Below are 17,030 nucleotides of genomic sequence, written 5' to 3' on the forward strand. Positions count from 1 at the left end.
TCGAGATTCGCTCTGCATGCCCCACGCGCCGGGTGGAGCCCTGGAACACCACGCCCGACCATACGGCCTATGTAGTCGTGACAACAGGGGACATTGTTACCGCACCGTTGCCCCATCATGCCGAACCGCTTCGATCCGATCACGACCGGCCCAGGTTCGGTGGATTTTCCCACCCTCGGGGATGGAGTAGTTCGGACAAACGGGGGCCGATCTGCGCCAAAGCCTCCGGAGCAGTCATCTGGTCGTGCGCGACGTCGACGGGATGATCGTCGACCGGGCCGTCGACGTACAGTTGCCAGCCGGACGCCGCCGTGTCGTGCCCGGCCGCGCTGAAGTAGTGCAGGCGACCACGGAAGACCTGCGGCCGGTGCTCGGCGATCAGCTCGGCCGAGCGCACCGCGCTGCGGTAGATCCGGCGCACCCGCTCGGGTGTGAGCACCGCCATATCCGGCGGGATCGTGGCGTGCAACGCGGCCAGCGCGTGCTCGCTCAGTTCGTGGATGTCGCCGTCGCCGTCGCCGGGCAGCAGGGCGTCCGCGCCGATGCCGAGCTCGGCCAGCGCCTCGCGGATCGCCGCCCGGAAGTCGGTGACATCGATGTCCGGGTGGCTGTCCAGCATGGTCAGCAGCCCGATCTCCTCGCCTGTGGCCTGCAGCTGAGTCGCCACGGCGTGCGCCAGCACACCGCCGAGCGACCAGCCCAGCAGCCGGTAGGGCCCGTGCGGCTGCACCGCGCGGATCTCGGCCACGTAGCGGCGCGCCATCTCGGTCAGCGACGCGGGCAGGTAGCCGTCTTCGGTCAGTGCGGGCGATTGCAGGCCGAAGATCGGCGTGCTCGCGGGCAAGTAGCGGGCCAGGCCCGCGTAACACCAGGACAAGCCGTACATCGGGTGCAGACAGAACAGCGGCTGGGCCGCAGCCACGTCGTGCGGCACCATCGTCCGGATCGGCAGCAGCACCTCGAGCGCGGCGTTCGAATCCAGGTCGTAGTCGTGGTCGTCGGCCAGCGCCGCGAGGATGCGGGCGGCCAGCGACGCCGGGGTGGAATCGGTGAAGAACCACTGCACCCGCACTTCGGCGCCGCTGAGCGCGCGCAGCCTGCTGACCGCGCGCGTCGCGACCAGCGAATTGCCGCCCAGCTCGAAGAAGTCGTCGTCCATGCCGACGCGGCGTCCGTCGCCGAGGTCGAGCACCTCGCCGAACACGTCGAGCACGGTGCGCTCCAGCGGGGTGCTCGGCGCGCGGTAGGGACGCGCCGCCGGCTGCGGCACGGGCAGCGCCTTGCGGTCGAGTTTGCCGCTGGCGTTCAGCGGGAGCTCATGGAGCGCGACCACCGCCGAGGGCACCATGTAGGACGGCAGCGCGCCGCGCATGTGCAGCAGCAGTCCCGCCTCGTCGATGGTCTCGCCCGGTACCGGGACCGCGTACGCGACCAGCCGGTCCCCGGTCGCGCCGCGCACCAGCGACACCGCCGCGTGCCGCACCAGCGGGTGGGCGACCAGCACGGTCTCGATCTCGCCAAGCTCCACCCGCTGGCCGCGCAACTTGACCTGGAAATCGCTGCGGCCCAGGTATTCCAGCACTCCCCCACGCCAGCGCACGATGTCACCGGTGCGGTAGAGCCGGGTGCCGCTGGTGTGGGCGACGAAACGCTCGGCGGTCAGGGCCGGGGTCCCGAGGTAACCGCGAGCCAGCTGTACACCCCCGACATACAGCTCGCCCGCCGCGCCCGGCGGTACGGGCCGCAACTGCCGGTCGAGCACATGCACGCGGGTGTTCGCCACCGGCAGACCGATCGGGATCGCCACCACGGCGGTGTCACGCACCGGATGGTCGGTGACCACGGTGGCTTCGGCGGGGCCGTACCAGTTGATCAGGGCCACACCGGGTGCGGCGGCGGCAAAGGCGGCCGCCGTCTCCCCGGACAGCGCCTCACCCGCGGCGAACACCCGCCGCAGCGACGGGTACTCCGTGGCCGGATTGGCCACCGGGTCGAGGAACGCCTCCAGCATCGAGGGCACGAAATGCACGGTGGTGACGGCGTTCTCGGTGATGACCCGGGCCAGGTAAGCCGGGTCGCGGTGACCGTCGGGCACGGCGATGACGATCGCGGCGCCGGTCTGCAAGGGCCAGAACAACTCCCAGGTGGAGATGTCGAAGGTGATCGGCGTCTTGTGCAGCACCACGTCGCCGCTGTCGTGCGGATAGGCCAGCTGGGCCCAGCGGAACTGGTTGACCATCTGCCGGTGCGAGATCATCACGCCCTTCGGGCGACCGGTGGAGCCCGAGGTGTAGATGACGTAGGCGATGGTGTCCGGGTGGACTTGGTCCTGCGACCAAGGGCCCTGGTAGGGAGGCAGATACAGGGTGTCGACGGCGACCACCGGAATGCCGGTCGCGGTGTCGAATCCGTCGGCGGTGGTGGTCAGCGCGCAAATCGGAGCGGCGCTGTCGAGGACGTACTCGCTGCGCTCGGCCGGATGGTCCGGATCGATCGGCACGTAGCCGCCACCGGCCCGCAGCACCGCGTAGATCGCGACGACCAGGTCGATACCGCGCCGCATGGCCACGGCGACCAGTGTCTCCGGACCGACGCCCCAGCGCATCAGCTCGATAGCCAACGACCGTGCGCGCAAGTCGAGTTCGGCGTAGCTGAGGATGACATCGCCGTAGCGCACCGCGGGTGCGTCCGGCGTACGGGCCACCTGTGCGTCGAACAGTGACAGCAGCGTCGCGTCGTCGAGCAGTTCCGGCACGTCGGTGGCGTTGCGCGCGGCCAGCTCCGCGCGCTCGTCGTCGAGCAGCACGTCGATCTCGCCGACCCGCGCCTGCGGCGTGGTCACGAAGCGGCCGATCAGCGCCGAAAGCCGCTGGGCCAGGGTCAGTGCCGCAGGTTCGTCGAACAGGTCGCGGAGGTACTTCACCGAGACGCGCAGCTGACTGTCCAGCACCACCATCACGGTGAGCGGGTAATGGGTGCCGTTGACCGCGCCGACGCCGCTGACGCTCATGCCGTCGATGTCGCTGGCTCGGTCCAGTCCCTCCCGGTCAACGGGGAAGGATTCGAACACCACGAGCGAGTCGAACAACCCTTCCACGCCGATCGCGTCCTGGATATCGCTGAGGCCCAAGTAGTGGTGGTCCAGCAGCGCGGCTTGCTCGGCCTGCAACTGACGCAGCAATCCGCCGAGGGTCACGGTCGCTCCCAGTCGCACCCGCACCGGGATCGCGTTGAGGAACAGACCGACCATCGCCTCGACGCCGACCAGCTGCGGCGGACGCCCGGACACGGTGGCGCCGAAGACCACGTCGTCCCGATCGACGCTGCGGCCGATCAGCAGACCCCACGCCGCCTGCACCACGGTATTGACCGTGACGCCGAGACCCGAAGCGAGCCGGGTCAGCGCGGTGGTATCGGCCTGGGACAGTTCGAAACCGACCTCGCCGACACCCGCGGAGATCTCACGTCCCGGGTCCACCGGCGCCAGCGGTGTCGGCTCGGTGATACCGGCCAAGGCGGTGCGCCACGCCGCGCGCGCCGCCTCCGCGTCCTGCGCCACCAGCCAGGCCAGGTAGTCACGATAGGACGGCACCGTCGGCAGGTGCCGCGAGTTGCCGCCCAGGGCGTACAGCGTCAGCAAATCCTTCATCAACAGCGGCATGGACCAGCCGTCGATCAGGATGTGGTGGCTGGTCACCAGCAGGTGGTAGGCGCCGGCGGCGGAACGGATCAGCGCGAACCGCAGCAGCGGCGCGGTCCGCATGTCGAAGTGGTCGGCCAGATCGGCCGCTATTACCCGTTCCAGCTCAGCTTTGGCCTCGGCCGGTTCCCACTGCCGAAGATCGATCAGCCGCCACGGCACCTCCAGCGAATCCTGCACGATCTGCACGGGATTGCCCTCGCTGTCGTCGGCGAAGGCGACGCGCAGGTTGTCGTGCCGGTCCAGCACCGCCTGCGCGGCGGCGTGCATCCGGCGGGCGTCCACCGCGCCGCTGAGCTCGAGCACGAACTGGGTGGTGTAGACGTCCACCGAGGACTCCGCGAGCAGGGCGTGGAACAGCATGCCCGATTGCAGCGGCGTGACCGGCCAGGCGTCCGACAGGTCCGGGTAGGCGCGGGTGAACCGGTCGATGTCGGGCTGCTTCAGCCGCACCAGCGGGAAGTCCGAAGGCGTGAATCCGCCCGCGTCGGGGCGCAATCCATGTTCGGCGAGGCCGCCTAGCGCGCGAATCCAATGCTCGGCGAAGACCTTGGCGTCCTCGCCGCGGAACGCCGCAGCGGCGAAATCGAACCGGGCCAGCAGGCCGTCGTCGGTGGCGTCGACGGTCAGCACGAGCAGCAGGTCGTCGGACGGCAGATCGGTGTGCACCCGGGCCGGGCGCAGATCCCGGTAACGCAGCGCGAACCGGCCGCGGCCGAGTCCGCGCAGCTCGGCGGCCGTGTCGGCGTTGAGGTAGCGCAGCAGGCCGTAGCCGACGCCACGCGAGGGCACCGACCGGCGGAGCTCCTTGATCTGCGCGATCGCGGTGCCCGCGGCGGGGCCGCCGATCAGGGCGTCTTCGATGTCGATCCTGGTCAGCCGCAATGGCAGCGGATACTCGGTGACGAAGCCGCCCACCATGCTCTCCGCGTCGTCGTGGGTGGCCGCGCGCCCGTCGGCGGGCAGGCGCACAACCGAACCGATCGCGCGCGTCACGCTCTCGCCCGCTGAGGTCCGCAGCGCCAGGGCCAGCGCGGTGAGCAGGATGTCCTCCACCCCGGTGTGATAGGCCCCGGCCGCGGCGGCGATGGCCTCCGCCCCCTCCGCGGTGATGGTGAGCGAAACCCGGCTGCGGGCGCTCAGATCCCGTCCATCGGTGCCCGCGGCTTCCGGAATGGCGCCCAGAGCCCGCCGCCACCAGTCCATTTCGGCGACCGTGGCCGGATCGTGCGCCGTGGCCGACAACCCGCGAATGAGCCTGCCGAGGCCGGATTCCGGCGCCGCCGGCGCCGCGTGGCGGGCCCGGTTCCAGCTCCCGGTGAGCTGATCGACGATGACGCGCCAGGAGACGTCGTCGACCACGAGGCTGCCTGCCACCACGATGAGCGTCGAGCGGGCCTCGGGACCGCCGGTGAGCACGCAGTGGATGTTGCGGCCCTGTTCCGGGTCCAGCGCCGCCGCGGCCGCCTGCACGACGTCGTCGATCGGCAGCGAGGTCTCGCCGTGCCGCGGGTCCAGAAGGCGGAACGCCTCGCCGGTGCGCTCGGCGACCGGGGGGATACGCAGCATCGGCACGCCGTCGTCGTACTCCACCCGCACCCACAGCATCGGGTGCTGGTCGAGCAAGGCGGCCACCGCGCCACGCACCGTCTCGGCCGAGCAGGTCTCCGGGACGTCGAGTGCGATGGCCCGCACCTCGATGCCCTCCTCCAGCATCCGCGCCGCCTCCGCGGTGAGCGGCAGGTCGCCCGCTTCGTCACCGGGGCCGCTCTCGACCGCGGCGGCGCGGGCCAGCGCGGCGACCGTCCTGCACTCGAAGACGTCGCGCGGCGTGAACGTGACGCCGCGGGTGCGGGAGCGGGAGACCACCTGGATGGACACGATGCTGTCGCCGCCGAGGGCGAAGAAGTCGTCGTCCAGACCGACCCGTTCGATGCCGAGCACATCGCCGATCACCTCGGCGATCACCACTTCGGCCGGGGTCAGCGGCGCGCGGTAGGCGCGGGTCTCCATGGCCGGTTGCGGCAGCGCCTTGCGGTCCAGCTTGCCGACCGGCGTCAGCGGGATGGCGTCGAGCACCATGATCGCCGCGGGCACCATGTAGTCCGGCAGCGTGCGCCCGATCCGCTCGCTCAGCGCGGCCGGGTCCACCGTCGCGCCCTTGGCCGGGAGCACGTAGGAGACCAGCATCGTCGCGCCGGAACCGGATTCGCGTCCGAGCGTGACCGCGAAGTCGACTTCGGGCCGGGCCGCCAGGGCGGCGTCGATCTCCCCGAGCTCGATGCGGAAGCCGCGCACCTTCACCTGGAAGTCGTTGCGGCCCACGTACTCCACGACCGGCACGCCCTCGGCTCGACGCCAGCGCACCAGATCGCCGGTACGGTACAGGCGCTCGCCGGGCGCGCCGTACGGGTCGGCGACGAACCGCGCGGCGGTGAGTCCCGCACGCGCGTGGTAACCGCGGGCGAGCTGGATGCCGCCCAGATACAGTTCGCCCGCAACGCCTTCCGGCACCGGGCGCAGCCTGCTGTCGAGCACCAGCGACCGCATACCGCGGATCGGGCCGCCGATGGTGACCGGGTCGCCGGGCCGCAGCGGGTCGCTGATATTGGTCATGATGGTGGTCTCGGTGGGCCCGTAGCCGTTGTGGAACGCGCGCTCCGCCGCCCCGGTCCACTTGGCCGCCAAGTCGGCGGGCACCGCTTCGCCGCCCGCCACGATCACCCGCATGCCCGCCAGCGCGTCCGGGTCGAGCGAGGCGAGCACGGACGGGGTGAGGAAGGCGTGCGTGACGCCCTCGGCACGAATCAACCCGGCCAGCTCCTCGCCGCCGAAGGTCAGCGACGGCGCCACCACGAGCGCGCCCGTGGAACCGAGCGCGAGCAGCAGTTCCAGCACCGAGGCGTCGAACGAGGGGGACGCGAACGCCAGTGCGCGCGTGGACCGGTCGAGCCGATAGCGCTGCACCTGCTCGGCGCTGAAGTTCGCCAGGCCCGCGTGGGTGACCACGACGCCCTTGGGCAGACCGGTGGAGCCGGAGGTGTAGATGACGTACGCGGCGTTCTCGGCGCGCAACGGTCCGCGCAGCTCAGCGGGCCGCAGCGGCTGCTCCGGCCGCGCCGCGACGTCGAAGGTGAAGCCGTGATCGTCCAGCGCGAGCCAGGCACCCCGGGCCAGGGCGGGCAGGTTGGCCAGCTCCGCGGTCAGCGTCACGCCCAGCGCGACACCGGAATCCGCGACCATGTGCGCGATGCGGTCGGCGGGATAGGTCGGATCGATCGGCACGAACGCCGCACCGGTCTTCGCGACCGCCCACAGTGAGAGCACGTATTCGCCCGAACGCCGGATCGCGAGGGCGACCGGAACGTCCGGTCCCGCGCCACGATCGATCAGCGCGCGCGCCAATTGCGCGGAGGCGGCGTCGAGTTCGGCATAGCTGAAGCTGCGGCCCCCCGCGACCACCGCGACGCCCGCCGGGTTCGCGGCAACGGCGGCGGCCATCAGCTCCGGCAGCGTGCTCGGCGGCACCGCGGGCCCGCCGGTGCGCGTGATCAGATCGACGCGCTCCGAGTCGTCCAGGATCTCCAGATCGCCGACGGCGGTGGCCGGGTGCCGCGCGACGGCGGCGAGCACGCGGCGGAACCGGCGGCCGAACTCGACGACCGTTCGCTCGTCGAAAAGATCACGGGCGTAGGTGAATTCGGCGGCGAGACCGGCCTCGGTGCCCGCCTCGGTGCGCTGCTCGCGCACGGTGAGCAGCAGATCGAACTTGGCGGTGCCCGCGACCGGGTCGAGCGCGGTGAAGCTGAGGCCGGGCAGTTCGAAGCTGGTGGCGGCGAGGTTCTCGAACGACAGCGCCACCTGGAACAGCGGATGGCGACCCGCCGAGCGCTCCGGGTCCAGCGCCTCGACCAACCGCTCGAACGGGATGTCGGCGTTGGCGAAGGCGCGCAGATCGGTTTCCCGGTTGGCGGCCAGCAACTCGGCAAAAGAGTCACCAGCGTTCACTTCGGTTCGCAGCACCAGGGTGTTGACGAACATGCCGATCAGATCGTCGAGTTCGGCTTCGCCGCGACCCGCGACGGGGGTGCCGATGACGATGTCGTCGGTGCACGACAAACGAGACAAGAAGATGGCGAACGCGGTGTGCACCACCATGAACAGCGTGGCGTTGTGCTGTCTGGCCAGCTCCGCCAGTGCGGCGTGCACGTCCGCGTCGACGACGAAATCGGTCTTGCCGCCCGCGAAGGACTGAGCGGGCGGACGGGGGCGGTCCGCAGGCAGGTTCAGCTCGTCGGGCAGATCGGCGAGTTCGGTTGTCCAATACGCCAATTGCGCGCCCGCGAGCGAGTCGGGGGCGTCGTCGGCGCCGAGCACCTCGCGCTGCCACAGCGCGTAGTCGGCGTACTGGATGGGCAGCGGCGCCCAGGACGGGGCCTCGCCGCCGCCGCGCGCCCCGTAGGCAACCATCAGGTCCCTGGTCAGCGGGCCCATCGACCAGCCGTCCGCGCTGATGTGATGCGCGACGAACACCAGCACATATTCGGTGCCGGCGAGCTGGAACAGCTTGGCGCGGAACGGAACCTCGCTGGTCACATCGAAACCGGCCGCGACGATCCGTTGCACTTCGTTAGCGACGTGCTCGTCGCCGATCTGCGCCGGGGCCAGATCCACCGGCACGTCGTGCGGCGCGAGCACCTGCTGCACCGGGCCGTCCGGCGTCTGCGGGTAGATCGTGCGCAGGATCTCGTGGCGCGCCACGAGATCCGCCACCGCCTGCTGCAACGCTACGACGTCGAGGTCACCGGACAGGCGGATCGCGGCCGGGATGTTGTAGACCGAGGCCGAGGTGTCGAACTGGTTGAGGAACCACATGCGCTGCTGCGCGAACGACAGCGGGATGCGCTCGGGACGTGCCCCGGCGACCAGCGGGATGCGTTTGCGCTCGCCGGCGGCCCGTTCCGCCTTGACCGCCAATCCGGCGACAGTGGACGCCTCGAACAGGACCCGCACCGGGACCCGGGCGTCCAGCGCCGCGCCGATCCGGGCGGCGACCTGCGTCGCGAGCAGCGAGTTACCGCCGAGGGCGAAGAAGTCGTCATCCGCGCCGACACGCTCGACACCGAGCACCTCGGCATACACCGACGCCACGATCTCCTCGATCGGCGTCGACGGCGCACGGAAAGCCTGGACCTCGAACTCCGGCTCCGGCAACGCTTTGCGGTCGAGCTTGCCATTGACGTTCAACGGCAACGCATCCAACACCACGAACGCCGACGGAACCATGTACGACGGCAAACCAGCAGACAGCGCGGACTTCACCTCAGCGACATCGACACCCGCAGCAGCGTCGGCCGCAACCAGATAGGCCACCAAGCGATCACCGGTCTTGGGATCGGACTTCGCGATCACCACTGCCTGCCCGACCTGCGGCAGCGCCAACAACGCGGCCTCGATCTCCCCCAGCTCGATACGGAAACCACGGATCTTCACCTGGAAGTCCGTACGACCCCGGTAGTCGAGTTCACCCGTGCTGGTCCAGGCGACCAGGTCACCCGTGCGGTACATCCGCGCACCCGGCTCGAACGGGTTGGCCACGAACCGTTCCGCGGTCAGATCCGCACGTCCGAAGTAGCCCCGCGCCAACTGCGCACCAGCCAGATACAGCTCACCGGACACACCCACCGGCACCGGCCGCAGGCGGGAATCGAGCACGTAGACCTGGCTGTTCCACTCCGGCGCACCGATCGGCACCGAGCCCTCATCGGCCGGTGTGACGCGATGACTGGTGATCGACACCGCTGCCTCGGTCGGGCCATACAGATTGAACAGTTCCGTGCGGGGATACTCGCGCAGGAAACGCTGCGCCACAGCACCCGGCAGAGCTTCACCGATCGCCAGCACCCGGCGCGGCGACCAGCCTGGCGCCGCGTCGCCTGCGGACGCCCGGTGCACCAGCAGCGCATCGAGCATCGACGGAACCACATGCAGCGTCGTGACGGACTCCCGCGCCATCAGCTCGTTCAGGTACGCCGGGTCCCGATGACCGTCCGGCGCCGCGATGACCAGCCGCCCACCGCACACGGCGGCCGACCAGAACTCCCACACCGACAAGTCGAACGTCGCCGCCGTCTTCAGCAGCACCGCGTCATCGGATGCAAGCTCGAAAGCGGCAACCTTCCATAGCATTTGGTTGACGGCGGCGGCGTTCGGCACGGCGACACCCTTCGGGCGGCCGGTCGAACCCGATGTAAAGATGACGTACGCGGTGTTCTCCGGCCGCAGCGGGCCGATCCGCTCGCTGTCGGTGATCGGCCCGCTCGCCACTTCGCTCAGCTCGAGCTCGTCCAGCCGCACCACGGGGGCGACGTCGGTGTCGAACTCGGCATCGGTCAGCACGCACACAGGCTGAGCAGTCCGCAGGACGTACTCGGTGCGGTCCGCGGCTTGGCCGGGGTCGACCGGCACGTACGCGCCACCGGCCTCCGACACCGCATACATCGCCACGACCAGGTCTATCGATCGGTGGAATGCCAGCGCGACCCGGGATTCGGGGCCGACGCCCACCGAGATCAGGTAGCGGGCGAGGCGGTTCACCCGCGTGCCCAGCTCGGCGTAGCTCAGCTCCGTGCGTTCGCCCCCGGGCCGGTCCGCGACCAGTGCGACCGCTCCGGGCGCCGCCGCGATCGAGCGCCGCAGCAGCGATCCCAGCGTCGCGGCAGGTTCCACCGGGTGTGTCGTGTCGTTCCATCCGGTGAGGCCGGTGCGCTCGGTGTCGGCGAGGATGTCGATATCCCCGACCGGCACTGTCGCGTCGGCGACCACGGCGGACAGAACTCGCGATAGTCGGTCGGCGAATCCCTGCACGGTTCTCGCGTCGAAAAGGTCTGTCGCGTAGGTGAGAAAACCACCGATACCGGCGGGCGCACCCGACTCGTCATACGCATCGCCGACGATCAAATGCAGATCGAACTGCGACACAGCCAAATCGGCGTCTACACCGGCCACCGTCAATCCGGGTAGCTCCAAGGCGGTACGCGCGACATTCTGGAACGACAATCCCACCTGGAACAGCGGATGACGCGCCGTGGACCGCGGCGGATTCAGCACCTCCACCAACCGCTCGAACGGCACATCGGCGTGTGCGAACGCCTCGAGATCGATATCCCGCTGCCGCGCGAGAAGGTCCGCGAACGAGTCGCCGCCGTCGATCCGGGAGCGGAACACCACCGTGTTGACGAACATACCGATCAGATCATCGAGCTCACGCTCACCACGCCCGGCAACCGGCGTACCGACCGCGATGTCGTCCGAGCCGGACAGCCGGGCCAGCAGCACCGCGAATGCCGTGTGTACCACCATGAACAACGTGGCGCCGTGCGCACGGGCGAGTTCGACCAGTCCGGCATGTGTCGCCGCGTCGATCCCGACATCCACCCGTGCACCTGCCAGCGAAGCCATAGCGGGCCTGGGCCGGTCGATAGGCAGCTCCAGCAAGTCGGGCAGATCGGCCAACTGGGCACGCCAGAACCCGATCTGCTGGGCGGCGATCGACTCCGGATCCGATTCCTCGCCCAACACCGCACGCTGCCACAACGCGTAGTCCGCGTACTGCACCCGCAGCGGCGACCACCCCGGCGCCGCACCCGAGGTTCGCGCCGCATATGCGGTCATCACATCCCGCACCAACGGACCCATCGACGACGCATCGGCGGCAATATGGTGCACGACCACAGTCAGCACGTATTCGTCCGGCGTATCGGTGATTTCCAACAGCCGCACACGCACCGGCACTTCGGCCGTCACATCGAAGGGTGTGGCCGCCAGCGCATAGACCTCGCTCGCGACTTCGGTGGCGGCGATCGGGTGCGCGGCCACGTCCAGCGTCACCTGTCCGGCGGCGAGCACCACCTGGACCGGACCATCCGTAGTCTCCGGATACACCGTCCGCAGCACCTCGTGCCGCGCGACCACGTCGTGCAGCGCCGCGCCCAGCGCCCGCACGTCCAGCTCACCGGTCAACCGCAACGCGAACGGCAAGTTGTATGCGGCCGAACCGATCCCGTCCCCCGCGTCCGCGGACTGATCGAAGCGATTCAGGAACCACATCCGCCGCTGCGCCAAGGACAACGGCAACCGCTCCGGCCGCGCGATACTGCCCAGCTCGACACCGCGCTCGCCATGTGTCCGCGACTCGATCGCCGCCGCCAGTGCCGCGACCGTCGGCGTCTCGAACAACGCCCGCACCGGCACCCTGGCACCCACCGCGGCACCCAATCGGGCAACCACTCGGGTGGCTACCAGCGAATTGCCACCGAGCGCGAAGAAGTCGTCATCGGCGCCTACTCGCCCCAACCCCAGCACCTCGCCGAACACGCCCGCCACGATCTCCTCGACGGGCGTGCCGGGCGCACGGAATTCGCGCGCGGTGAAAGCGGGTTCGGGCAGCGCCTTGCGGTCCAGCTTGCCGCTGGGATTCAGTGGGAACTCCGCCAACGCCACGATCGCGGCCGGAACCATATAGGTGGGCAGCATGTCAGCGATCGCCGCGAGCAATCCGGCCTGCTCGATCGATTCGCCGGGCGAAGGGACCGCGTAGGCCACCAACTGGTCGCCCAGCGACGAAGGCGCGACCACCGCGACCGCCTGGCTCACCGACGGCTGCGCCAGCAACGCCGTCTCGATCTCGCCCAACTCGATCCGCTGACCACGGAACTTGACCTGGAAATCGGTCCGGCCGAGGTAGTCCAGCCGCGGCGGTAGCTCCTCGGTCGCGGCGCGCCAGACGACCAGATCGCCGGTCCGGTACATCCGCTCGCCGAAGGCGAACGGGTTGGCCACGAAGCGGTCCGCGGTGAGATCGGGACGACGCACATAGCCGCGGGCCAGTTGATCACCGGCGAGGTAGAGCTCACCCGGAACACCCGTAGGCACCGGTTGCAGGCGCGAATCCAGCACGTATACCTGGGTGTTCCATTGCGGCACACCGATCGGAACGGACCGCTGGTCGCCGGCCATGGCGGGCCAGTAGGTGACCGAGACCGCCGCCTCGGTCGGGCCGTAGAGGTTGTGCACCGCCGCGTCCGACATCGCCCGCACCGCGGCAACGGTCTCCGGCGGCAGCGCCTCGCCGATCACGAAGATGTCCCGCAAGCTGGGGCAGGAACCGGGCGCGGTGTGCGCGGCGAACACCGTCAGCATGGAAGGCACGAAGTCGGTGACCGTCACGCCGTGTGCGGCAATGGTTTCCGCGACGTACACCGGATCGCGATGCCCATCGTGCGCTGCCACGACGAGCTTCGCCCCCACGCGCAACGGCATGAAGTAGCCCCACAACGACACGTCGAATGTGGTTGCCGTCTTTTGCAGGTACACATCATCGGGATCGAGCGGATAGGCCGCGAGCATCCAGCTGATCTGGTTCTGAATCGCGTGGTGGGAAACCGCAACGCCCTTGGGGCGGCCGGTCGAGCCCGACGTGAAGATCACGTATGCCGGATGGTGCGGCAACACCGGGCACACCAATTCCTCGTCGCGCACCGGCGAATCGTCGAATCGATCCGGATTCACGGCGTCCAAGAGCAAGACCGCGGTGCCTTCGGGGACGTCGACCGCGTCGGCGGAGGTGGTGAGCACGCAGATGGGCTGGGCCGTCTCGAGAATGTGCGCGATACGTTCGGCCGGATGGTCCGGATCCAACGGCACGTACGCCCCGCCCGCCGTCACGATCGCGTACATCCCTACCACGAGATCCAGCGACCGGCGAACCGCCAGACCCACCAGCGATTCCGGGCCGACGCCCTGCGAAATCAGCAACCTGGCCAGACGGTTCACCTGCGCGTCGAACTCACGATAAGTCAGCTCGGCGCCCTCGTAGGCCACCGCGACCTCGTCGGCGTACGCGTCCACGATGCGCCGATAGCCGTCCAGCAGCAGTTCCTCCGGCACCGGATGCCGGGTGTTGTTCCACTCGCGCAGCATGCGCTCGCGCTCGTCGGAGGTCAGCAGATCGATCGCACCGATCGGCTGATCCGGTTCCGCGGCGACGGCGGCGAGCAACCACTCCAGCCGCCAGGCGAACTCGGCGATCGTGGCCTCGTCGAACAGGTCGGTGGCGTAGGTGAACATCGCCGTGAAACCGGTGGCGTCGCCGGCACCGCTCGGCACCACCGTCAATTGCAGATCGAATTTCGCGACCGCTCCGCCGAATTCCACCGTCCGCGCGGACAAGCCGGGCAGATCGATCTCCGGCTTGCTCATGTTCTGGAAGAACAGCGCCACCTGGAACAGCGGATGATGCGCCTGCGACCGCACCGGGTCCAGTACCTCGACCAGCCGCTCGAACGGCAGCTCGGCATGCGAGAACGCGGCCAGATCCGATGCCTTCGCCTGCTCGACCAGTGTGCGGAAGGACGCGCCCAGGTCGATCCGGGTGCGCAGCACCAGCGTGTTGACGAACATGCCGATCAGCCCGTCGAGTTCCCGCTCGCCACGACCGGCGACGGGCGTGCCGATGGTGATGTCGTCGGTGCCGGTGAGCCGGGCAAGCAGCACCGCGAACGCGCTGTGCAGCACCATGAACTCCGAGGCGCCCGCGCTGTGCGCCAGTTCGGCGAGTCCGTGGTGCACCGAAGCGTCCACCGCGAAGGTGTACTCCGCGCCCTGCCCGGACGCGACGGGCGGGCGCGGGCGGTCCGAGGGCAGGTCGATCCGGTCGGGAATGCCCGCCAGGGCGCGACGCCAGTACGCGATTTGCGCGGCCGCGACCGAATCCGGGTCGTTCTCGTCACCGAGCACGGCGCGCTGCCAGAGCGTGTAGTCCGCGTACTGCACCGGCAGCGGAGCCCACGCCGGCTGCGCCCGGTTGCGCCGGGAAAGGAACGCGCTGAGCAGATCCCGCAGGAACGGCGCGACCGAGGCGCCGTCGGCGGCGATGTGGTGCACCACCACCACGATCACGTGGTCGCCCGGCCCGAGCTCGGCCAACGCGATGCGCAGCGGCACCTCGGCCGCAACATCGAAACCGGTCAGCGCCAGTCCGCGCAGCCAGTCGAGCAGTTCCTGCTCGGCGAGCGGTTTCGGCGCGAGATCGGGGACGGCGCGAGCCGCTGGCACCACCATTTGATAGCCCGTGCCGTCCACCGCCGGATACATCGTTCGCAACGTCTCATGACGCTCGATCACATCCGCGACCGCCGCCTGCAACGCCGCCACGTCCAACGCACCGGACAACCGCACCGCGAACGGAATATTGTTCGCCGCCGAATCAGTATCGAACTGATTCAAGAACCACATCCGCTGCTGCGCGGGCGACAACGGCACCCGCTCCGGACGCTCCACCGCCACCAGCGCACACCGGTCCCCGGCACCCTTCATCGGCTCCAGCCGCGCGGCGAGCCCGGCGACGGTGGGCGTCTCGAAGACCAGCCGGGCGGGTACCCGCGCTGCGATGGCGGCCCCGATCCGGGCCGCGACCTGCGTCGCGATCAGCGAATTGCCGCCGAGTTCGAAGAAGTCGTCGTCCGCGCCGACCGGTGCACCCGGGCCGAGCAGTTCGCCGAACACCTCGGCGACCAGCTCTTCCAGCGGGCCGACCGGCGCGCGGTACACCTTGGTCTGCAGGCGCGGCACCGGCAGCGCCGCGCGGTCCAGCTTGCCCACCGGCGTCAGCGGGATCTTCGCCAGCACCATGACCACCGTCGGCACCATGTGCGCGGGCAGGCTCTGCTCGGCGAAAGCGGCCAGTTCGGCCGCGTCGGCGACCATCCCGGGCGCGGCGTGCACGTAGGAGACGAGGATCGTGACGCCGCTGTCCAGGTCGTGCCCGACGGTGACGGCGAAGTCGACGCTCTCGTGCGCGGCCAGCACCGCGTCGATCTCACCCAGCTCGATGCGGAAACCGCGGATCTTCACCTGGAAGTCGTTGCGACCCAGATACTCCAACTCGCCGTTCGGCGTCCAGCGCACCAGGTCGCCGGTGCGATAGAGCCGCGACCCGTTCGGGTCGAACAGGTTGGCGACGAAACGGGACGCGGTCAGCCCGCGCCGTTCGTGGTAGCCGCGGGCCAGCTGGGCGCCGGTGATGTAAAGCTCGCCGACCACGCCGCTCGGGACGGGGACCAGGCGCTCGTCCAGCACATATTCGGTGACGGCCCGGATCGGCGCACCGATGGTCACCGGCTCTCCCGGCACCAGCGGCGCGCTGATATTGGTCATGATCGTGGTCTCGGTCGGCCCGTACCCGTTGCAGAACTCGCGGGTCCTGCCACCGGAGACCGGCAGCACCCATCGCCGTACCAGGTCGGGCGGGCACGCCTCGCCACCGGCGACCACCACGCGCAACTCGTCGAGCCCGGCCGGGTCCACCGAGGCGAGCACGGCGGGCGTGACGAAGGCGTGGGTGACCGCCTCCCTGCGCACCAGGCACGCGAACTCCTCGCCGCCGAAAACGGTGGGCGAAGCGACCACCATCGTGGCCGCACCACCCAGCGCGAGCAGCAGTTCCAGCACCGACGCGTCGAACGAGGGCGACGCGAAATGCAACGTCCGCGACGCGCTGGTCACCCGATACCGGTCGCGCTGCTCCGCGCAGAAACTCGCCAGCCCGGCCTGGGTGACGACCACGCCCTTCGGCGTGCCGGTGGACCCGGAGGTGTAGATGACATAGGCCGGATGTTCCGCCCGGAGCGGGCGCACTCGGTCGGTGTAGGTCACCGGGTCGGCCGGGAACTCCTCCAGCCGCCGCGCGCACTCGGCGGTGTCGATGGACAGCCACTCGAGCTGGTCCGGTAGGTCGGCGCGGACCCTGTCGACGGCCAGTCCGAAGACCGCGCCCGAGTCGACGATCATGTGCTCCACGCGATCGGCCGGGTAGTTCGGATCGACCGGGACGAATCCGGCGCCCGTCTTCGCGACCGCCCAGACCGCGACCACGGAGTCGGTCGAGCGCGGTATCCCGATCGCGACCAGGTCCTCGGGGCCGACGCCGCGATCGATCAGCAGCCGGGCCAAGCGGGTGGACCGCTCGTCCAGCTCGGCGTAGCTCAGCGTGGCCAGCGTCGCCGCGGCGTCGGCGTAGATCACGGCGGTGCCGCTCGGGTTGGCCTCCACCGCGGTGGCCATGAGCTGCGGCAGCGTGGTGACGCGGGAGCGGCGGGTCCGGGTCGGGCGTACACGGGCCGGGCGGGTCATGCGCGCACCGCTCCCGCAGTCTCGTCACACTGCTGCCGGACCGCCCGAACCATGGAGATGCCTCACCCTGTCTGTTGTTGCCACGCACCCCCCGCCCTGATGATCATCGAACGCGCGCATGCCGATCGTTACCGAGTCC

The 17,030-nt window shown here is 69.8% G+C and carries 1 protein-coding gene; it reads right to left on the reverse strand.

Annotation, left to right across the window (positions count from 1 at the left end):
* Positions 1 to 139 precede the first annotated feature (139 nt).
* A complete protein-coding gene (locus tag NA4_RS14750) occupies positions 140 to 16,834 on the reverse strand; it encodes a non-ribosomal peptide synthetase (protein WP_444980036.1) in 16,695 nt (5,564 codons plus the stop codon).
* Between the last annotated feature and the right edge of the window lie 196 nt (positions 16,835 to 17,030).

The sequence above is a fragment of the Nocardia amamiensis NBRC 102102 genome (assembly GCF_001612745.1).
Lineage (GTDB): Bacteria > Actinomycetota > Actinomycetes > Mycobacteriales > Mycobacteriaceae > Nocardia > Nocardia amamiensis.